The 21,002-nt window shown below is 68.3% G+C and carries 16 protein-coding genes; 5 read left to right on the top strand and 11 right to left on the bottom strand.

Going from position 1 to position 21,002, the window contains the following annotated elements; all coding sequences use genetic code 11:
- Window positions 1-418: 418 nt before the first annotated feature.
- A complete protein-coding gene (locus tag NV1_RS38700) occupies window positions 419-1,081 on the bottom strand; it encodes a hypothetical protein (RefSeq protein ID WP_067903578.1) in 663 nt (220 codons plus the stop codon).
- A 69-nt stretch (window positions 1,082-1,150) separates the two neighbouring features.
- Window positions 1,151-2,323 carry an ROK family transcriptional regulator gene (locus NV1_RS38695; protein ID WP_245714152.1) on the bottom strand — a complete coding sequence of 391 codons (1,173 nt, stop codon included), beginning with the start codon at window positions 2,321-2,323 and terminating at the stop codon, window positions 1,151-1,153.
- A 156-nt stretch (window positions 2,324-2,479) separates the two neighbouring features.
- Here NV1_RS38695 and edd point away from each other — a divergent pair, with 156 nt between their 5' ends.
- From edd to NV1_RS38675, 4 genes are all read left to right on the top strand, one after another.
- The gene (gene edd, locus NV1_RS38690) at window positions 2,480-4,321 is read left to right on the top strand and encodes a phosphogluconate dehydratase (protein WP_067903572.1); all 1,842 of its coding nucleotides are present in this window, start codon (window positions 2,480-2,482) and stop codon (window positions 4,319-4,321) included.
- A complete protein-coding gene (gene glk / locus NV1_RS38685) occupies window positions 4,318-5,313 on the top strand; it encodes a glucokinase (RefSeq protein WP_067903569.1) in 996 nt (331 codons plus the stop codon). The genes edd and glk overlap by 4 nt, the downstream gene beginning before the upstream one ends.
- Window positions 5,310-5,924: a bifunctional 4-hydroxy-2-oxoglutarate aldolase/2-dehydro-3-deoxy-phosphogluconate aldolase gene (eda, locus tag NV1_RS38680; protein ID WP_067903566.1), complete on the top strand. Its 615-nt coding sequence runs from the start codon at window positions 5,310-5,312 to the stop codon at window positions 5,922-5,924. Before glk ends, eda begins: the two co-directional genes overlap by 4 nt.
- Window positions 5,925-6,351: 427 nt before the next feature.
- Window positions 6,352-7,950, top strand: a complete 1,599-nt coding sequence (locus NV1_RS38675) for a sensor histidine kinase (RefSeq protein WP_084526543.1) — start codon at window positions 6,352-6,354, stop codon at window positions 7,948-7,950.
- Here the strand turns inward: NV1_RS38675 and NV1_RS38670 are convergent.
- Both NV1_RS38670 and NV1_RS38665 read right to left on the bottom strand, forming a co-directional pair.
- Window positions 7,947-8,906, bottom strand: coding sequence for an acyl-ACP desaturase (locus tag NV1_RS38670; protein ID WP_067903563.1), 960 nt, complete (start codon window positions 8,904-8,906; stop codon window positions 7,947-7,949). The two genes, NV1_RS38675 and NV1_RS38670, sit on opposite strands and share 4 nt — an antisense overlap.
- Window positions 8,907-9,098: 192 nt before the next feature.
- On the bottom strand, window positions 9,099-9,641 hold the full coding sequence (locus tag NV1_RS38665) for a hypothetical protein (protein WP_067903560.1): 543 nt from the start codon (window positions 9,639-9,641) through the stop codon (window positions 9,099-9,101).
- A 267-nt stretch (window positions 9,642-9,908) separates the two neighbouring features.
- Here NV1_RS38665 and NV1_RS38660 point away from each other — a divergent pair, with 267 nt between their 5' ends.
- Window positions 9,909-12,800: an ATP-binding protein gene (locus NV1_RS38660; protein WP_067903558.1), complete on the top strand. Its 2,892-nt coding sequence runs from the start codon at window positions 9,909-9,911 to the stop codon at window positions 12,798-12,800.
- On the opposite strand, the gene NV1_RS42920 is transcribed toward NV1_RS38660, so the two are convergent.
- The 7 genes from NV1_RS42920 to NV1_RS38630 form a co-directional block, all read right to left on the bottom strand.
- Entirely contained in the window at window positions 12,764-13,129 is a 366-nt protein-coding gene (locus NV1_RS42920; RefSeq protein ID WP_084526539.1) for a WhiB family transcriptional regulator, read from the bottom strand. The two genes, NV1_RS38660 and NV1_RS42920, sit on opposite strands and share 37 nt — an antisense overlap.
- Window positions 13,130-13,237: 108 nt before the next feature.
- Entirely contained in the window at window positions 13,238-13,705 is a 468-nt protein-coding gene (locus NV1_RS44820; RefSeq protein WP_067903554.1) for a winged helix DNA-binding protein, read from the bottom strand.
- A gap of 77 nt (window positions 13,706-13,782) precedes the next feature.
- Window positions 13,783-14,910, bottom strand: a complete 1,128-nt coding sequence (locus NV1_RS38650) for a GAF domain-containing protein (RefSeq protein WP_157117659.1) — start codon at window positions 14,908-14,910, stop codon at window positions 13,783-13,785.
- Window positions 14,911-15,211: 301 nt separating this feature from the next.
- Window positions 15,212-15,829: a hypothetical protein gene (locus NV1_RS38645; RefSeq protein ID WP_067903547.1), complete on the bottom strand. Its 618-nt coding sequence runs from the start codon at window positions 15,827-15,829 to the stop codon at window positions 15,212-15,214.
- Window positions 15,830-16,030: 201 nt separating this feature from the next.
- Window positions 16,031-16,762, bottom strand: a complete 732-nt coding sequence (locus tag NV1_RS38640; RefSeq protein ID WP_067903544.1) for a MerR family transcriptional regulator — start codon at window positions 16,760-16,762, stop codon at window positions 16,031-16,033.
- A gap of 66 nt (window positions 16,763-16,828) precedes the next feature.
- Window positions 16,829-19,255 (bottom strand): serine/threonine-protein kinase, encoded by a 2,427-nt coding sequence (locus tag NV1_RS38635; protein WP_067903541.1) that lies wholly within the window; start codon window positions 19,253-19,255, stop codon window positions 16,829-16,831.
- A 126-nt stretch (window positions 19,256-19,381) separates the two neighbouring features.
- A complete protein-coding gene (locus tag NV1_RS38630; RefSeq protein WP_067903538.1) occupies window positions 19,382-20,920 on the bottom strand; it encodes an amino acid permease in 1,539 nt (512 codons plus the stop codon).
- Between the last annotated feature and the right edge of the window lie 82 nt (window positions 20,921-21,002).

Raw genomic sequence — 21,002 nt, 5'->3', positions numbered from 1 at the left:
CATCACTCCGACGGCTCCACCCCGGAAGCAGTCCGTGTACTGCGGCCGTCCTCACTCTAGAGCCACTTCAGCTACTTTCCGGACATCTACGACGATTCTTTTCGCGTGTCGCAGCTAACTTCGGACATATCACCCTGATTCAAAGCTTGATATTGTGAAATCTGAAATGTTAGTTATCATTTCATAATTTCAGCCAACGTTCAGCGATCACACCGAGATTTCATGGCTACCAGTCGGCAATCCGGACCGGACGGCAGTTGGCGCGAGCCCGATTCCCGGCCCGCCGAACTGTTCACTCCCGGCTACCGGGTCGATCCGGTGACGCGACGATCGAACTGGTCGAGATACACACGAATCGCGTACGCCCCCGCCAGTTTCGACACCGAGCGAAAAGTCTTACCCGACAAGGACGCCGGGCTCAGGGACCGACGGCACACCCCGACCGCATGGCGGGGATGTACGGGCGCAGGCCCAGGGCGATATCGGCGCAGGCGGCGAGGGCCATATCGCGTTCGACGCGGTCGAGCGGATGCGGTGCGGCGAGACGGGTGCCCAGGATGGGCACCGGCAGCCGCACACCGGTGCGATCCCACCAGAGGTAGGTATCGCCCAGGGGGTCGGCGAGGCGGTGCGAGGACCAGCCGCCGACGGTGCGGATGACGTCCAGGCGACCGAATTCGCCGCCCGAGCGGTCCAGCAGCACGAGCCGGAACAATTCCGGCGTACACGACTCGTCAGGATCGGGTACGACGTGGAACAGCGTGCCGCCGGTGGCCGCGACGGCGGTGACGGTATCCCCACGCCGGATCGTGCCGAGCGCCGCGCCGTCGCCCCGCCGCAGCACGATACTCACCTCGTCCAGCGGTTCGGCGCGCACCACGGAACCGTCGGCATAGCCGATCCGGAACCCGATGTTCTTGCGCCCCAGAAGAATTGCCGATCTCGCCCGGCGAGCCTCAGCTCGCGCGGCAACGGCAACGGGGATACCGGGCCCACCCCGGAATGCGATCGTCGCCGCCCCCGGCGTCTCGCACGCCACCCTCCCCTCGATCATCGTCGAACCGTTCCGCAGGGCTGGCATGCATCCGATCGTAGAACTGTGACGAAGGTCTCACTGGATATCGGACAGAGCGCGTCGTAATTACCGCGATCAGGCGTCCAGCAAGGCGTTGACGGCGCTGGGCGAGAGCACCTGATCCAAGATCATCGCCGCACACGCGGCGACTCCCGTCGGCGCGTCGGACGCGCCCGGTTCGACGCGCAGCGCCCGGGTGGCCAATGCCGAGGAACGCTGATAGATCAGCTCGCGCATGCCGGCCGCCAGCGGTTCGTAGGCGTGGGACAGATCCCCGCGCACGATGATGAGCGCCGGATTGAGCAGATTCACCGCCGCGGCCAGGACCTCGCCGATCCGGCGGCCGGCCTCGCGCACCACCCGCAGCGCCTCCGGATCACCGGCCCGCACCAGCTCTACCAGTTCGGGCAGTCCCGACACCGATTTCCCTTGCGCGGCGAGCTGTTCCAGCAACGCCCAGCCGCCGGCCACGGTTTCCAGACAGTGCAAATCCCCGCACCGGCAGCGCCGATCCGGCGCTCCGGTGACCTTGATGTGCCCGATCTCCCCCGCGCTGCCCCAGGCCCCGCGCTGCAACCGACCACCGGCGATGATGCCCGCGCCGATCCCCGTGGACGCCTTGAGCAGCAACAGGTCACAGACGTCGGGGTGGCGGGCGTGCTCGGCCAGCGCCAGCGCGTTGACATCGCTGTCCACCCGCACCGGCGCGCCGAAACGCGCGGTGAAGTATTCCGCGACGGCCACCTCACCCAGGGCGGGCCCGGCGCCGACGCTGTGCCCGGTGGCCACGTCGACCGCACTCGGCACACTCACTCCGACCCCGCGCACCACTCGCCGCGGCCCCTCGATTCGCTCGAGCAGCGCCTCCATCCGCTCGGCCGCGCTGACCAGCAGAGATTCGGTGACTCCACTTGCCGGAACGGCGAATTCGGATTCCGCGAGCACCCGCCCGGCCAGATCGCAGACCGCGACCTGGGCACGGCTGGCGCCGGTCGATGCCGCCAGCACCAGACCGGATTCCGGATTGAACATCAGCCGGGTGGGCGGGCGGCCGCCGGTGGAACCGCCGTCGGCGCATTCGACGACCAGGCCGCGTTCGAGCAGCTGTTCCACGCGCAAGGTCACCGCCGTGCGGGACAGGCCGGTCAGCCGGCGGATGTCCGCGCGGGTGACCACATCGTTACCGCGGATCAGGCCAAGCACATCGCCCGCCGAAACGCCGGGCGTCGCCATCGGTCGACCGGTCACCGCACCTCCTCACCGAATCCGTAGAGCACCACACTATCCGTCCAGCTCGGGCCGACACACCCTCTATTTTGTTCTTATCAAACCAAAGTTTGCTTGCAAATAAGCCTAAGTATCTCTAGCGTGCTGTGTGGCCGATCACACACGAAGGAGTCCGCGATGCCGCTCCACATCGACTCGCCCATCCATCCCGTCCTGGCCGCCGTCACCGCCCGCGTCACCGAACGCAGCGCGAGTACGCGGCACGCCTACCTGACTCGCATCCGGGCCGCCGCCGGCCGCGGCCCAGCCCGAATGTCGTTGGCCTGCAGCAATATCGCGCACGGCGTTGCGGCCTGCGCACCGGCGGACAAACTCGCGCTGCACGGTGCGACGCAGCCCAATATCGCCATCGTCACCGCTTACAACGACATGCTCTCGGCGCATCAGCCGTACCGGGACTATCCGGATGTGTTGCGCGAGGCCGTAACCGGCGCACGCGGGGTCGCGCAGGTGGCCGGTGGCGTTCCGGCCATGTGCGACGGCATCACCCAGGGCCGGGCGGGGATGGAGTTGTCGCTGTTCAGCCGGGACGTCATCGCGATGTCCACCGCGATCGCGCTGTCCCACGACATGTTCGACGGCGCGTTGCTGCTCGGCGTCTGCGACAAGATCGTGCCGGGACTGGTGATCGGGGCGCTGTCCTTCGGACATCTGCCGATGCTGTTCGTGCCCGCCGGGCCGATGCCTTCGGGCCTGGCCAACGCCGACAAGAGCCGGATCCGCCAGCGCTACGCGGAGGGCGCGGCCACCCGGGCCGATCTGCTCGCCGCCGAATCGGCCAGTTATCACGGCCCCGGGACCTGCACCTTCTACGGAACGGCGAATTCCAATCAGTTGCTGATGGAGGTGATGGGTCTGCATCTGCCGGGTGCGAGCTTCGTCGCGCCGAATACACCGCTGCGCCGGGCGCTGACCGTCGCGGCGGGGCGGCGCATCGTGGAGCTGACCGCGTTGCGCGGCGGAGCGGCCCCGATCGGCGAGGTGATCGACGAGCACGCCATCGTCAACGGCATCGTCGCGCTGCTGGCCACGGGCGGATCCACCAATCACACGATGCACCTCGTGGCGATGGCCGCCGCGGCCGGAATCGATGTGCGCTGGGACGATTTCGCGGAACTGTCGGCCGTGGTGCCCACTCTGACCCGCATCTACCCCAACGGCGAGGCCGACGTCAACGCCTTCCAGCGGGCGGGCGGCATGCCGCTGCTGATCGGCGCGTTGCTCGGCGCCGGACTGCTGCACGACGACGTCACCACGGTCGCCGGACACGGCCTCAGCACGCACTACCGCGAGGCGCCGATCCTCGAGGCGGACGGCGAACTCGCCTGGCACCGTGGGCCTTGCGACAGCGGCGACAAATCCGTGCTGCGCTCGGCGGCGGACCCGTTCGCACCCGACGGTGGTCTGCGCATGCTCGACGGATCGCTCGGCCGCGCGGTGATCAAGGTTTCGGCCGTCGCACCCGAACATCGCGTTGTCCGCGCTCCCGCACGGGTTTTCGCCGATCAGGAGGAATTCCTCGGGGCGTTCCGGGACGGACTGCTGGATCGGGACATGGTCGCGGTCGTGCGTTTCCAGGGCCCGCGCGCCAACGGCATGCCCGAATTGCACAAGCTCACACCGGCTCTGGGGGTGCTGCAGGATCGCGGATACGCGGTCGCCCTGGTCACCGACGGCCGGATGTCGGGTGCGTCGGGCAAGGTACCCACGGCGATGCATCTGACGCCCGAGGCAGCGGCGGACGGTCCGATCGCTCGCATCGCGGACGGCGACGTCATCGAATTGGACGCCGAGACAGGTGCACTGGACATCCGAGTGGATCCGGTCGAACTCGCGGCCAGGCCACCCGCGCAGACCCCGGCAAAGCCGATCGGCACCGGACGCGAGCTGTTCGACTGCTTCCGCACCGCAGTCGGCCCGGCCGATCGGGGCGCGAGCGTATTCGGGGCGGCGCGATGACGCGCACCCCCTCCCCCGGCGAACCTTGGCTGGTCGCCGATATCGGTGGCACCCATGCCCGGTTCGGTCTGATCGGCGAACTCGGCGGCGAACCGTTCGAGGTTCGCATCCTGCGCTGCGCCGACTACCCGGATCTCGTCGCGGCGGTGGAGAATTACCTCGATCGAATGCCATTCGCGGTACGACCGTCGATGGCCTGCGCCGCCGTCGCGGGGCCGGTGCGCGGCGACCGGTTCCGGCTCACCAACGCGCACTGGGATTTCTCGATCTCCGAGAGCCGGATGCGACTGGGCTTGGGCCGGCTCGAGCTGATCAACGATTTCACCGCACTGGCGCTGGCCGTACCGGATCTCCCGGATTCGGCCTTCGTGCGGATCGGCGGCGGCGTGCGGTGGGCCGCGGAGCCGATGGCGGTGATCGGACCGGGGACCGGCCTGGGCGTCAGCGGGCTGATGCGCCTGGGGGAGCGCTGGATCGCGATTCCCGGCGAGGGCGGACACGCGGGGCTGCCGGTGGAGACCGAGCAGGAGATGCAGGTCGCGCGAGTGCTGCGCGAACAGCATCCGATCGTGGACGCCGAGACCGCGCTGTCCGGCCCCGGTCTCGGACGGCTGTACCGGGCGCTGTGCGTCGTGCACGGGGTCGCGCCCGCGGCGGGACCACCCGAACAGGTGTGCACGGCGGGGCGGCGTGGTGCCGATGCCATTGCCCGCGAAGCGCTTTCGATATTCTGCGGAATGCTCGGCACCTTCGCCGGGAACGTCGCGCTGACCCTCGGGGCGCGCGGCGGAGTGTTGCTCGGCGGCGGCATCCTGCCCGGAATCGTGGATTTCCTCGCCGACAGCGACTTCCGCGCCCGGTTCATCGGAAACCGTTCCATCACAGGCTATCTCGATTCCGTGTCCACCGAACTCATCGTGGCCGCCACACCCGCGCTGCGCGGCGCCGCCGTGGCGCTCGAACAGCACCGACTGATCCCGGAGCCAGCATGAACATCCTCGATATCGCACCGGTCGTCCCCGTCGTCGTTCTGGACGACCCGGAGCGCGCGGTCCCCCTGGCCCGCGCGCTGCTCGACGGCGGCGTCGGCATCATCGAGATCACCCTGCGCACCAATGCCGCACTGCCCGCCATCGAGGCCATCGCGGCCGAGGTTCCCGAGATGGTCGTCGGTGCGGGCACCCTGGTCACCCCGCTACAGGTCGAGGCCGCGGTGGCCGCCGGAGCGCGCTTCCTGGTGAGTCCCGGAACCACCCCGAACCTGCTGGATGCCCTCGCCGATACCGGCCTGCCGTATCTGCCCGGCGTCGCGACCATCTCGGAGATCCTCACCGTGCTGGAACGCGGCATCACCGAGATGAAATTCTTCCCCGCCGAATCCTCCGGTGGCACAACGGCTCTGCGCGCCTTCGCCGGTCCCCTGCCCCAGGCCCGTTTCTGCCCGACCGGCGGGATCACCCCCGCCACCGCCCGCGACTACCTGGCGCTGCCCAACGTCGGCTGCGTCGGCGGATCGTGGCTCACCCCCGCCGCCGCACTAGCCGCCGCCGACTGGCCCGGTATCCGAGACCGGGCCGCGGCGACCACGGCCCGGCGGGAGTGAGCACGGCTCGAGTTCGAAGCGGTTCAACGGCTCCCCCGGCCCACGGCTGACCCCGAACGATCCGGTCCCACGTCCGGGGCGTGGGCACAGCCGCCGGCCCCACAGGAGTGAGCGCGACTCCAGCCCGACGCCGATTCTCCGGCCCCGCATCGAATTCCGGCGGTCCGTCACACGTCCGTGACTCGGCCGTGGCAGCCGCGGAAGTCGATTCGATTCGAGCCGGGAGCGATATCGCGGCTCACCGAGCCCCACTCTGGCGTCGAGCCGGCTCGGCGCCACATATCGAGACCCGGCGTTCAGACCTGGGCCCGGTGAAGTGTGCGCTGGTCGTCCCGCGGCGTCGGATTCCGCGCGCTGCGCGGCCGTCGTGGGTGCGACGGTCGACCACCGGACGACGACTCCGCAGGCTGATGGGACAATTCGTGCGGTGATCACCGCCGCCCCCTCCGGCCGAACGGCCGGTCCGCGCCCCTGGTCCTTGCGGGCGCGGCTGCTGGCCGGGCAGTTGCTGCTGTTGGTGACGGTGGTGATCGGCATCGGGGTGGCTACCGAACTCGCGCTGCAACAGTTCCTGGTGGACCAGTTGGACGGCCAGCTGGCGGGTGCGCAGAACCGCGCCCAGATGGCCGTCAGCGGACCGCCGCACTTCTTCGGGCCACCCCCGCCCGATTCGGATTCGATTCCACCGCCACCGGGCGCGGATTCGACGGCCCCGCCGTCCGGGCCGAGGCCGCAGGGCACGCCGCCCACGCCGACCAGCGGCCCCGGCCCGGAATTCCTGTCCCGGCCCGGGGTGCCACCCGACGAGATCGGGGCGATCATCGAGGGCCGCACGATCACCGCGGTCGGCAAGCTCGGTTCGGACGGCAATCGGACCGCGCTGAGCGACGCAGCCGAACGCCGGCTCGCCGGGGTCGCCGCCAACGGCAACCCGCGGACCATGAGCCTGGACGGTCTGGGGCGGTACCGAGTGGTGGCCGAGCCCGGATCCGAGGACGGCCAGATCGTTCTGACGGGACTGTCCATGGCGCCGGTCGACGCGACGCTGCTACGGGTGCTGGTGGTGCTGCTGGTTGTGGCCGCGATCGTGCTGTTGATCGCGATCACGGTGGGTATCACGCTGATTCGCCGCGCGCTGGCGCCGCTGGACCGGGTCGCGGCGACCGCCTACCGGGTCGCGGATCTGCCGCTGGATAGCGGCGAAGTCGAACTGCCCGTGCGGGTTCCGGCCGAGGACGCCGATCCGCGAACCGAGGTCGGCAGGCTCGGCGCGGCGGTGAATCGCATGCTGGACAACATCACCGGCGCGCTGTCGGCTCGCTACGCCAGCGAGACGCGCGTACGCCGGTTCGTCGCCGACGCCAGTCACGAACTGCGCACCCCGCTGGCCGCCATCCGCGGCTATACCGAACTGGCCCGGCGCGACAGCGACGCGGTGCCCGCGGCCGTCGCCGACGCGATGGGCCGGGTGGACGCCGCGGCCAACCGGATGTCGGGTCTGGTGGAGGATCTGCTGCTGCTGGCGCGACTGGATTCGGGGCGCCCGCTCGAGCACGAACCGGTCGATCTCACCCAGATCACCGTCGACGCGGTCAACGACGCCCATATCGCCGGGGCCGATCACCAGTGGGATCTGGACCTGCCCGACGAACCGGTCGAGATCACCGGCGACGCCGCGCGCCTGCATCAGGTGCTGGCCAATCTGCTGACCAACGCCCGCGTGCACACCGGCCCCGGCACCGTGGTGACCACCTCGCTGGAATCGGACGGCGCGGGCGGCGTGCGGTGGCGGGTGCGTGACACCGGACCCGGCATCCCGCCGGAGCTGGTGCCGGAGATCTTCGAACGTTTCGCCCGCGGTGATTCCTCGCGTTCGCGCCACACCGGCAGTACCGGGCTGGGCCTGGCCATCGCCAGCGCCGTCGTGCGGGCACACGGCGGCGACATCACGGTGACCAGCGAGCCCGGCGAGACGGTGTTCACCGTGCATCTGCCGGGCGCGAGCGGCTCGCCGGACGACGGTTAGACGGTGGCCCGCTCCCGGGTCGCGCGCGCGGCCTCGCGGGCCAGCAGCCGGTCCCGCTGCTCCTCGAATTTGGTGGCGTCGCGGTCCAATTTCTCCAGGAATGCGGCCAGCTCGTCCCGGGCGCGCTCACCGCGCGGACCGAAGTCGTTGCGGCCGAACACATCCCAGATCTTCAGCACCGGCCGCACGACCTCCTCGAGATGTTGGCGCAGATCGTAGATGCCGTGCTTGGCCATGATCACGCCGTTGCGGCGGAAATTGGGCATGCCGTATCCGGGCATGACGAAATTCGTCACGATCCGGGCGATCGCCTCGATCTGCTGATCCGGTACCAGATCCAGTCCGGCCGCGCACAGGTTGCGGTAGAAGATCATGTGCAGGTTCTCGTCCGTGGCGATGCGCTGCAACATCCGGTCGGCGATCGGATCGTCGCAGGCCCGGCCGGTGTTGCGGTGCGAGACGCGGGTCGCCAGCTCCTGGAACGTCACATAGGCGACGTTCTCCAGGAATCCGCCCCAGTCGTCCGGGGACTGCGCGCCATTGGTCATGTGGACCATCCGATCCCGTTCCAGCGCAACCGGATCCACCGCCCGGGTCACCACCAGATAGTCCCGGATGACGATGCCGTGCCGATTCTCCTCCGCGGTCCAGCGACCCACCCAGGTGCCCCACGCGCCGTCCATCGAGAAGTTCTCGGCGATCTCGCGGTGGTAGGAGGGCAGATTGTCCTCGGTGAGCAGATTGGTGATCATCGCCGCCTTGGCGACCTCACCCAGTGACGACTGGGACGGATCCCAGTCGTCTCCTCCCATCGCCGCGAAGTTGCGCCCGGCGTCCCACGGCACGTAGTCGTGCGGATGCCACTCCTTGGCGATCGACAGATGCCTGTTGACGTTCTGCTCGGCGACGGGCTCGAGTTCGGTGAGAATTTCCAGCTGCGTCAGATCCCGGGCCATATGCGGAGCCTTTCCGTCGTCATGTCTTGATGTCGTGCACCTGTCGAAATCGCCGCCGAACCGTGCCGGCGGCCGATCCAGTAGACGATGATGCGCTATCAGTGCACTGTGCCCAACCTGTGGCTGGGCTGTGCAGACTCGTGACGTCGCGGCTCCGGCGCGACCTGCGAAGGTGGCGCGAGCACGCCGGGATCAGGTCAGCACGCCGTCCTGACACAGACTCGACGACCGCCAGCTCGCCGACGGCGGCCGCACGCCGGAGTCGAAGTTCCACCAGGAAATCGGGCCGACCGATCGCCAGTACACGAACAGACCGCTGTTGTCGGTGACCGCGGTATAGATGTCGGCACTGCCCTCGATCAGCTGATTGCCGACGCAGTAGTCGTTGTAGGAGGTGCCGGGCTGCCAGGCGCCGGGGCTGAAGCTACCGGCGGGATTGCCGGTCGCGCCCGGATTGGACACGGTGCTGTGATGCCCCGACGCGCCGTCCTTGTTCCAGTGCGCCACGCCGAACGCGTCCATATGACAGCTGAACGCGAAACCTCCCGCGTACACCACCTGCCCCTGCCGGTAGCTGTTGCCCGCCCACAGGCACGGCATACCCGTGGCGTCCGCGTGCGCCGCGGGGACACTCGCCGCGCCGAGTCCGGTCGCGGTGATCGCGGCCAGGGCACACAGGGCCGCCCGGATGGCTACCCGGAACCGCTGGGACACAGGTCCGTTGATTCTGCTCATTACCGCTTCTTTCATGTGCGGGTCGCTGCTGCCCGGACGCCGGTCTCCCGACGACACTTCCGGGACTCATCACGGGGGATAATGTACCGTTATTCAACGGCACATTATTTGCGGAATTCTCACGACTGGGAAGTAGGGGAGCCCGCGGCGGCACGCCGACTCGGGCAAATGCGACACTTCGTTCACGAAAAGTGAACAGTGACCGAATGTTCGGCGCGCGGATCGCCGGTGAGTAATATCGAGCGCCTGGCAGGAGCTGGAGTTGGTATGTCGGACGTTTCCCACGGTGCCGGCGAGGTCGACACGCACGATCGTCGCCTGGTCGGCCGCGAACGCGAGCTGATCGTCGTTGCCGAGCGGCTCGCGCAGACGGTCGTCGGACGCGGCGGCGTGCTGATCATCGATGGTGAGCCCGGGAGCGGCAAGACCTCGGTGCTCGAGCAGATCCTCGGCTCGGCGGGCCAGGTGCACATGCGGGTATTGGCCTGCGCCGCCAGCGAACTGGAGATGCGCACGCCGTTCGCCGCGACACGGACCTGGTCGGCCGCCGACTGGTTCGCCGAAGAGGTCCCGGCGGAGCTGATCGACCGCTCGCGCGCGCTGCTGCGCGGGGAGACCACGGCCGCGGGCGATGCGATCGGCTGGGAGAACTCGGTGATCGACACCTTCGCCGAGATCGTCGAACGGCTCTGCGCCACAGGTCCGGTCGCGGTCGTCGTGGACGATGCGCACTGGGCGGATCCGGCCACCCTGCGCACGCTGGAGCGTCTCGCCGAACTGATCGACGAGCTGCCGCTGCTGATCGTGCTCGCGGTGCGCCCGCTACCGCGCGAGGGCACGGTGACCGATGTCATCGGGCGAGTCACCGCGGCGGGCGCGGCCCATGTGCGACTCGAACCGCTGGACGAACCGGACGGCGCGGAACTCGCCGCGAGCGTCCTGGGCGCACCGGTCGGCCCCGGGCTGGCGCGCGCACTCACCTGGGCGGCCGGAAATCCCTTGTTCATAACCGAATTGGTGGCCGGACTGCGACAGGCCGGACAGCTGACGACCGCCGACGACGGAACGGTGGACCTCGCCGCGGGCGCGCCCGGCGGACGAACCGATCCGCGCCTTCCGATCTCACTGACCGAGGCCATCCTGCGCCGGCTGGACTATCTGCCGACGAACGCGCAACGGGTGCTCTCGCTCGCGGCTGCCCTGGGCTCGGGCGTCGAGGCAGGCGAGCTCACCAGCGTGCTGGGGGCCGAGGCCGAGGAGATCGATGAGATCGTGGCCGTGGCAACCGATGTCGGGGTGCTGATCTCCGGGCGCACCGGTCTGGTCTTCCGGCACGATCTGATCCGCCGGGTGTTCGCCGATCAGGTGCCCGGGGCCACCCGGTCCAGTCTGCAATGGCATGCCGCGCAGACCCTGATAACCGCGGAGGGGCCGATCGAACGCATTGCGGGATATCTGATTTCGGCCGGGGTGAAGCTGGATTCGCCGAGTACCGATTGGCTGCTCGCCTCGGCCAACCGGCTGATGATCTGCGCACCCGAGAGCGCGGTACGACTGCTGAGCACGGCCATCACCTCCGATCCGCAGGCACCCGCCACGAATCGGCTGCGACTGCTGCTGGTGCGCGCCCTGCTGTGGAGCGGGCGCGCGGCCGAGGCCGAACGCGCGGCGCGCGAGGCCCTGGAACGACTCCCCGAACCCGGGGAACGCCGACGCGGGGATTTCCTGTGGCTGCTCTCCCAGGCATGTCTTGCGCAGGGGAAAGTCGCTGCCGCGCACGATGTTTCGACAACAGCCGTACGCGAGGGCGCGCCGCCGATCCGCGAGGCGCGCCACCAGGGCGTGCTGGCCGTGGTCTCGCATCTGCTGGATCGGCTCGACGACGCGGAGCGGGCCGCCGATCGCGCCCGGACCCTGGGCTTCGAACTCGCGGATCCGGTCGCGATCGGCATGGCGCAGTTCTCGCTCGGGCTGGTCCGGTACTACCAGGGCCGCCTCGAGGAATGTATCGAACTGGGCGACAACCTGATCCGGCAGTACGAGGCGCTGAGCCAGGGCCGCAGCACATTCGGGCACTTCAATCCGTACCTGGTCAGCGGCCAGTGCCTGATGGAACTCGACCGACCCGAGCGTGCCGAGGAAATCCTCACCACCACAGTCGATTACGAGGAGCGCAGCGGCGGCGCGATGCAGACCGCGAATCTGCTGGCGCTGAGCAAACTGCATTTCACCAGCGGCCGCTGGGACGACGCTCTGGTCACGCTGGAGCGATGTCACAACACCGCGGACGTGTTCGGCTATGGGCGCGTCGCGCCGAGCCTGACCGCCTTGATCGGTGTCTACCGGGGAACCTTCACCGGCACACCGGATTCCATACCGCCGCTGATCGACGACATCGCCGGTCGCACCGGTCTGCACGTGCGCGCCTGGGCTCGGGCGGTGGCCCTCGAGCGCGATAGGCGCCCCGGCGAGGCGCTGGATCTGCTGCTGGCCACCTGCGCGCGGGTCGAGTCGCCGTGGACCGAGATCACGCTCTACCACATCTACCCGGAGATGGCCCGGCTGGCGGCGATCACCGAGCGCATGGCGGATCTGCGGTCGATCGCGGACGCCGCGCAGCGGTCCGACGAGCGAATCGCGACCAATTCCCGGCATGCGACGGCGTTGCTGTGTACCGGTCTGGCGCAACAGGATCCGGCCCTGCTCGCCGAATCGGCCGACCTGTTCGGCACGGCCGGGCGGCCGTTCTACACCGCGCACGCCTATGAGAATCTGGCCGCGGTGTACGCGCAGGCGGGCCGCACCGATGCCGCGCGCTCGGCGTCGGATTCGGCGGTCGAACTGTACGCCGGCATGGACGCCCGGTGGGCCGTCGCCCGCGCGGATGCCCGGTTGCGCGGCCTGGGGCTGCGGCACGGCCGTCGCGGCCCGCGCAACCGGCCGAAATCCGGTTGGGCCGCACTGACTCCCACCGAACGCCGGGTCGCCGATTTCGTCACCGAGGGTTTGTCGAATTCACAGATCGCCGCGCAGATGCTGCTGTCCCGGCGGACGGTGCAGACACATGTGTCGAGCATTCTGGCCAAACTCGATTTCACCTCACGCGTGCAGATCGCCATCAGTCACGCCAATGGCACTCGGCCCCAGGAAGCTCGATGAGCGCCACGGTGGATCGGCCATTCGGCGCGTAAGCGCGATGCCCGGGAGCTCTCCAGGAGGGTTCGCCGCTCCTCCTCGGTCATTCCACCCCATACGCCGAACGGCTCACCGACCGCGAGCGCGTACTCCCGGCACCGTTCCAGCACCGGACAGCCGCGGCAGATCCGCTTGGCCTGGTACGCGCGTTCGGCGCGGGCCCGGCCGCGCTCACCATCGGGATGGAAGAAAACCTCCGAATCCACTCCGCGACAATGCCCGTCGAGCTGCCATTCCCACGCTTGGGAGGTCGAGGGATAGTAGCGCCCGATATCGGGGAATGCGGCGAGCATGGCCCGAATGTACCGAAATCCCCGAAAGAGCCGAATCCGATATCTTCCCGTTATCGGGAAATGCCCTCGCGGGCAGCCGGATTCGCGTATCGCGAGGGCGGCGCCGAGTCAGTTCCGCGGGCGGCGGACCGAGACCTGCGGCTCGGGCGTGCGGTCACCGAGAATCTCGTCGGCAAGTACGCTCAGCCCCAACATGATTCGGTTCATCTGCGCATCGGTGAGATCCGGGAAGACCGCACGCAATCCCTCCTCGATGGGCACCGAGGTGTCGGGCACCTGTTTGCGCGCTACGCTGCCGGAGCGGACCGCGACCAGGGTGCGCCGGCCGTCGCGGGGGTCCTGGGACACCTCGAAGACACCGCCCTCCCGCAGGCGCACAACGGTTTTCGAGACGAAACTCTGCGCCAGGCCGGTTCGTTCCGCGATATCGCCGATGGCCGAGTCCGGATGGGCGGTGACGTCCTGCACGATCGCCACCATCCCGGCCGACATCTGTTGATCACCGGAGCACACCGTCGCACTCGACGCGATCTCGCGCAGCACGCGAACCAGCCGATGCAGTTCGGCGACATTCATAGTGCCGATGATACATCTGCGTGAAAACGCTTCCACCTGGTGCGATAATCCATCACCAGGATCGGGCGCGAACCGCGCTAGGAGATGCGCTGCCGCGCGGACCCGACCTCCTCGGCCAGCGTCGTACGGCACCGCGACCGCTCCACGACCATCCGAGCGGGTTTGACCGGTACCGGCTCCTCGGGCAGCGCGGCACGCACGAATTCGGCGATGGCCAGATGCCGGGCCGAGTAGCCCGGATACGGATACAGCGACAGCGACGCGGGAGTGTAACCGCCGCAATGGTTCAACACCCGCAGCGTCACCGTCGCGGCCGAACCCGATCGCAGCCGTTCGGCCACGGCGGCGAGCTGTGCGCGATCGTCCGGATGGAACACCTCGACCGGGGAGGCCAGGTTGTCCCAGCGCACCCAGGGCGCGGGATCGGTCAGCCAGTGCGAAATGCTCGCGTGGTCCACCTGCAGCACGCCCAGATGCGTTCCCGCGCGACGGTGCGCCTCGCGCAGAGCGACGCGCTCCAGCGTGGTCACCTGCGCACCGGGATCGACCGGTCCGGCATCTTCGATCAGCAGCCACGCGCCATTGGTGCGCAGGTCGTCGCGCGCCCGCATGGAGATCAGCCAGCGGGCCGAAATTCCAACTGTCACATCGAATTGCAGGCTCGCGCCCGGATTCGGGTCGTAGAGCAGATCCAATACCTCGGCATGCCGGTCGAAGCCGGTCCAGCGATGGAACAGCTCCGCGATCGACATGGTCGGCGCGTAGTCCGCCGGCGACATCCCGGTCAGTTCGGTCACCCCGGCGGGCAACCGGATCGTCTGCGAGGCCAGATCCCAGATCCCGCCCACCGCAGCAGTCGGAATCGGCACCCGCACGCCGACCGGCCCGATCCACAACCGCACCGCGTGCACGTCGCCCGCGGGCCCGAGCACCGGACGGGCGAGCATCCGGTGCGGGCCGGCATCGGTGGGGACCCGCAGATCCACATCGACCGCGTCGCGGGCCGCGGTCGTGAGCGCCTCGCAGGCGTTGCTGGTTGACAGGCCGTGGGCCGAGGGCATCTTCGCCATCATCCTCTGCACCACGCGCTGCCAACCGGCGAACTCCCGAGCCTGTCCGCCGACCGACGCCGCCGACATGCCTTCGGGCGCCAACATCTCCACCGTCAGCCACGGGTTGCTGCGCGGCATTTCAAACGACCCCATATGAAGCATGCAACCCCGCGGCGACCGCGGAAACATCCGCCAAGATACGTAGACGAAGAAAATTTCCGGGCGGAAAGTTCCGCCACCACAAACACCACCGAACAGGCAAGACACCAGTTTCGGGGGCAGGCTCCGCGGGTGAGCGATACGAATGCGACGTCGCATCCGTCACGCCCAGCGCGGTGGCGGCGGATCACCGCAACCAACTGTTGAAATCGAAACTATGTTGCCGACACTGTATCGTCAATCCTCCTCGGCACAACCACAGCCGATTCCCAGATTCGGGAAGTGTTTCCCGTCGTCAGCCGCACTGCGGCCGGGTGGCGTCGCAGCCGCCGTGACCGTTGTTGGGCGCCACGCTCTTCTGCGGATCCGCCTGCACGGGCGGAGCCATGATGTTCCACAGCATCGCGCCGTCCCGCAGCCACTGATTGAAGGAATCGCCAGGTGCGGGGATCGGCAGGGACCGCTCCAGCTCAGCGGCCGGAGCCGGCTCCGGGTTCGAGCGGTGCGGCACGGTGATGTTCGGGATCGAATTCGAGGGGGCCGCGAGCGAGGGACCGGTCGCACTCGGGGCCGATTGCGCGGGCGCGGGGCGCGAGAGGGAGGAATCCGACGGAGACGAGTGGGAGGGCGACGAATGCGAGGGCGAGGAGTACGACGGCCCCGAATGCAGGCTCGGCGTCCCGCTGTTGTGAGATCCCGGCGAGCTCACACCCGCGTGCGAGGTGCCGGCCGGACTCGAGTGTCCGCCACCGCTGCTGTGCCCGCCACCGCCGGACCCGGGAGTGGCACCGGCCATGCCGGCCGAACCGATCGACACCGCGACCGCCACCGCGACGCAGGTCAGGAACCGGGAACCGAAGGGATTCCGCTGAACACCGTTGAGTTTCGAGACATTCATCTTCGTACCGTCCATCGACGTCTTATAAGAAGGGCTGCCCGGCGACGTCGATCTCACGAGCAGTGCTTATCACTCATTTAATGTACCGCTGTTCAACGGCACATTAAACTGGTGCTCTTGCCACTGCTGGGAATTTCGCGACGGTGTGAGATAGGTGGTCACATCCGCGTGCTCACCTCGCGTGACACGATCCGCGAGGTGAGGACGCTGCCGGGCTCAGCCCTCGGCGAGTGCTTCGGTCAGTTCGGTATCGCCCTCGAGATATCGGGCGATGGACCGCTCGACCAGTTCGGTTGCGGTCTGCACGGCGACCGACCGCGTCGCGGTGAGCTGTCCGGTCAAGTGCGCCAGATCCTCCGGGCCGCGCTCGGATTCCTGGTACTGCGTCCAAGCGGTGCGCTGGAACAGCTCCACCACCCGGCGCGCAATGCGATCGCAGTCGGTGCGCATCTTCTCCAGATCGGCGAGAACCTCTTCGGTGGGCAGCCCGACGCCGGTCAACTGCTCGACCACCCGCACCAGCTTCGCGTCGACCACACGGTAGGTCGCGGCGTCCACCGGCTCGAACAGCCCCAGGCCGACCACGCGAGCCAGGCCGTGCGAGACGTTGCTGTACCGCTCCGCGAGTTCGGTGGCGGCGATCGTGTCATCGGATGACGGTTCGATCTGTGATGATGCGTCCGGCTCGATCACGCCGAGGATGTCACCGAGGTCATCGCCGCGATCCCACGCCTCGAGCAGCTCGCGGATGCCGTTGAGTTTGATCCCGCGGTCCAGCAGCCGGCTGATGGTGGCCACCCGATTCAGATGTTCGGGCCCGTAGAACCCCGTTCTGCCACGAACCTCCGGTGAGGGCAGCACGCCGCGTTCGTGATACACGCGAAGGCTGCGCACCGTCGTCCCCGCCGCCCGCGCGAGCTCATCGATGGTGTACTCCACACTGGCCATACATAAAGGAAACCACACCGAAATACCCGCGGGTATCTTCGCGGGTGGGTACGCCGCCGAAGACGGTCACCACCAGCTGCGCGGGCGGACCTGGTTGGCCAGGTCGATGAGCCGATACCGGTGCCACCGGTCGGGCGCGATCTGGGCCAGTGCGCGCAGGCTGGATTCCAGGCCCTGTCGCAGGCCGGTGGGGGTGACCGGAAATCCGAGGATGCGTTGCAGTCTCGCGGGCTGGGCGCCGGCGCGCAGCCACTCCACCGCCGCACCCACCACGATCACCTTCAACTGCAGCGTTCGCGGGTCGTCCGGCAGGGCCGACAGGCGCGCGGCCGCGGCATCGAGGTCGCGCTCGGTGATCTCGGCGGTCGGGCGCGAGACCAGTAGCAGCGAACCGGTCATCTGCGCGATGGCGTGATGCCGTGACGCGGCGGGCACCTCGTCCAGCACCGCGACGGCCTCGAGCAGGTCGCCGTCCGCGGCCAGTCGCCTGGCCAGGCCGAATGCGGCGCTGACCACGCCGTGATTGGTGCGCCACACCGTGCGGTAGTGCTCCATCGCGGCATCGTGCAGGCGGTCGGGATCGCCCGGCTCGTCGAGATGCTGCAACATCAGCTCGGCGGCCGCTGCCAGCGCCAGCGGCGGGGCTATCTCACCGGGCACCATCGAGTGCACGGTGTCGAAATGCCGGTAGCCCCGCTCGAAATCGCCGTCCAGCAGTGCGGCGACACCCAGGTGCCATTCGATCCGCCAGTCGTCGCCGTGGCGGGGGGCCAGCTCGTCCAGCAGCGCACGGGCCTGCACCACGTCACCCAGCTCGAGATGGGCCTGCGCCGCGGCCAGCGCACCCTCCAGTTCGAAGGACTCCGGTTCGGCCACGACCCCGGCCGCGATCCGAGCGCTGGTGCGGCGCAACGCATCCAGGACCTGGTGCGGGTCGCCACGCAGCAGCGGCAGCAGCAGTTCGGCGCTGGGATCCTCGGTGTCGATCAGCGGGACCGGCAGCGCGGCCACCACATCGGCCACGTCCACCTCCGGCATGCGGTGCGTGCCGTCGATCACCCGATCGGTCTGCCCGATGAGCGTATCGATGCCGAAATCGCCCAGGATGGAAGCGAATTCGACCGATGCCTGGGGATGTTCCCGGCCGCTGTCCACCGCCAGCACCATCCGCAGCACGCCGACCAGCTGGCAGTACATCGCATAGGCCGAGGGGAAACGCCGGCGCGGATCGGGATCGGTTGCCCGGCAGAGCAATCGGTGCAGTCCGGGGTAGCGCCGCAGCAGCGGTTCCTGCTCCGGCGACGGGATGACCGGAGCCAGATTGCCGTCCCGTTCGAGCGGCAGATCCAGGATCAGCGCTGCCAGGGTCCGGCCGACCGAGTACAGATCGGCGGCCACGGTGGGCCCGGTCTCGGTGATCTCCGGCGCCTGGTAACCCGGTGTGCCGTAGATACTTCCGTAGGAGTCGAGTGCGGCGACCGCACCGAGGTCGATGAGTTTGACCTCGTCCTCGCTGACCATGATGTTGTCGGGTTTGAGGTCGTTGTAGGCCAGGCCGAACGAATGCAGATAGTCCAGCGCGGGCAGCACCTCCATCAGATACGCGATCGCCTCGGCCACCGGAATACGCTCCGGCGCAAGCTCATCGAGCATCTTCTTGAGCGACCGGCCGCCGACGTACTCCATGACGATGTATCCGGCCGCGACATCGCGGCCCGCGGAGGCGTGCTTGACGAAGTTGTGGATCTTCACGATGCCCGGATAGGCCATCTCCGACAGGAACTGCCGTTCGGCCAGGGCCACCACGTGCGCCTCGAAATCGAGCGGGTTCTGCAGCCCCTTGAGTACCACCCAGCGGTCGCTGACGTTGCGGTCCACGGCCAGATACACCCAGCCCAGGCCACCGTGCGCCAGGCAACCCTGGACCTCGTACTGTCCGGCGACCAATTCGCCCGGCACCAGTGTGGGCCGGAAGTTGAACGGTGATCCACAGGCCGCGCAGGTGCCGCTGATCGCGCCGGGGCCGTCGGTGCTCCGGCGGCCCACGGGCGCATCACATTTCCAGCAAAATCGCTTGACCTCGTGCACTTCGGGATCGGTCAGCACTGCGGCGCGCGGATCGAGTGGAGTCACCTTGGGCATTTCCACCAGCCCGCCACCCAATTTGCGCACACTGGGCCGGGACCGGGCGCTGCGTCCCGATCCCCGGCCGGTATCGGCCTCGAGATCGGATTCGACCGCGGCCGAATCGGATTCGGCAAGCAACTCGAGTTCGAACTCGTCCTCGTCGCGCCGACGTGCCACCGGACGGGCGCGCTGTGCCGAAAACCGTTCCGACAGGATCGGATTCGGTATCCGGCTCTCGGGCGCGGCCGGGCCCCGAGTAGCCCACGGATGAGTGGTCGACCGCCGCGGCATCTCGCTTCCGCGCATGCGCCGATTGGCCCACGGGTGCGGCAGCGGTTGGTCGTGCGCCTCGGAGTGCTCGGGCATGGGAACCTTTCGTACCCATTGGTGAGTCGGGCTCTCATTCTGGTCCGCCATCGATATCGTCGTGGAGGAGATGTTCCCTCCGGTGGGAATATGCTTGCCGGGCGGCCGGCCCGGTCCCCGCGACGCTCAGGTCCGGTCGGTCTCGACCACCACGTCCACGGTCAACTCCCGCGAATCCGGTTCGGGCTCAGACGGTTCGGGCAGGTGCGGCGACTGCGCGCTCACCGCCCGCCAGCTCGCGGCGATATCGGCGGCGCGTTTGCGGGCCAGCAGCCATCCGGCCGTCAGCACCGGCAGCATGACCACCACGACCGCGATCACCGCACCGCGCTGCACGACGTCATCGCTCACGGCCATCAGCACGACCACGCTGAGCAGGAACGCCAACGTCAGCGCGCTGGTCCACGGCGCGCCCGGCAACCGGAACGCCGGCCGCTGCGCCAGGCCCTTGCGACTCCACCGCCACAGGCGCAACTGACAGGCCACGATCACCGACCACGCGGTGATCGTGCCCAGCGCCGACATGTTCAACACGATCTCGAATGCCTTGTCCGGCACCACGGCGTTGAGGCCCACCCCGATCAGCGCGATCGCGCCGGTGGCGAGAATGCCGACATAGGGGACGCCCGAGTTGGACATTCGCGCACCCAGGGCCGGTGCGCTGCCGTTCACCGACATCGAACGCAGAATGCGGCCGGTGGAATACAGCCCGGCGTTCAGGCTGGAGAAACCCGCGGTCAGTACGACCAGATTCATGATGGTGCCCGCGCCGTGCACGCCCAGTCCGGCGAAGAAGGTCACGAACGGGCTCTCACCACCCACGAAATCGCTGTAGGGCAGCAGCAGCCCCAGCAACACCAGGGAGCCGACGTAGAACAGCGCGATCCGGGCGATCACCGTATTGATCGCGCGAGGCATGACCTGTTCGGGATGTTCCGTCTCGCCGGCCGCGGTGCCGACCAATTCGACTGCGGCGTAGGCGAATACCACGCCCGTTGTGACCGTGACCAGCGGCAGCAGGCCCACCGGGAACAGCCCGCCGTTCTCGGCCAGCAGGCCGAATCCGGTCTGCTGGCCTCGGATGGTGAACCGGCCGCCGAGAATGATCGAGCCGACGATCAGGAAGGCGACCAGGGCCAGGACCTTGATCAGCGCGACCCAGAACTCCAGTTCGCCGAACCAGCGCACCGAGATCAGATTGAACGCGACCACGATCACCAGCGCCACCAACGCGATCGCCCACTGCGGGATGATCTGGGTCGGACTCCAGTAATGCACATAGGTGGCGATGGCGGTGATGTCGACGATGCCGGTCATGCACCAGTGGAAGAAGTACATCCAGCCGACGCCGAAAGCCAGTTTCTCCCCGTAGAACTCGCGCGCGTAGGACACGAACGACCCCGAGGACGGCCGATGCGCGACAAGTTCGCCCAGGGCCCGTAGGACGAAGAAGACGAATACGCCGCATACCGCGTACACCAGGAAAAGTCCGGGCCCGGCGTGTTCGAGCCGATCCGCCGATCCCAGGAACAACCCGGTGCCGATCGCGCCGCCGATGGCGATCATCTGTAGCTGCCTGGGCCGTAGCGACTTGTGATACCCGGCGTCCTCGTGATGCAGACCTGCGGACGGAGCGGTCGACCTGGGCGGGTGGACGGCTGTCATGACACGGCCTTTCAGGTGACGTAAATCATATCGCCACCCAATGTACCGCCAACTATCGGCACATTAATCCCATCGCTGGGAA

The sequence above is a fragment of the Nocardia vaccinii NBRC 15922 genome, assembly GCF_001613305.1.
Lineage (GTDB): Bacteria > Actinomycetota > Actinomycetes > Mycobacteriales > Mycobacteriaceae > Nocardia > Nocardia vaccinii.
Note: the sequence above shows the minus strand (reverse complement) of the source record. Positions and strands in the feature narration are given on the sequence as shown.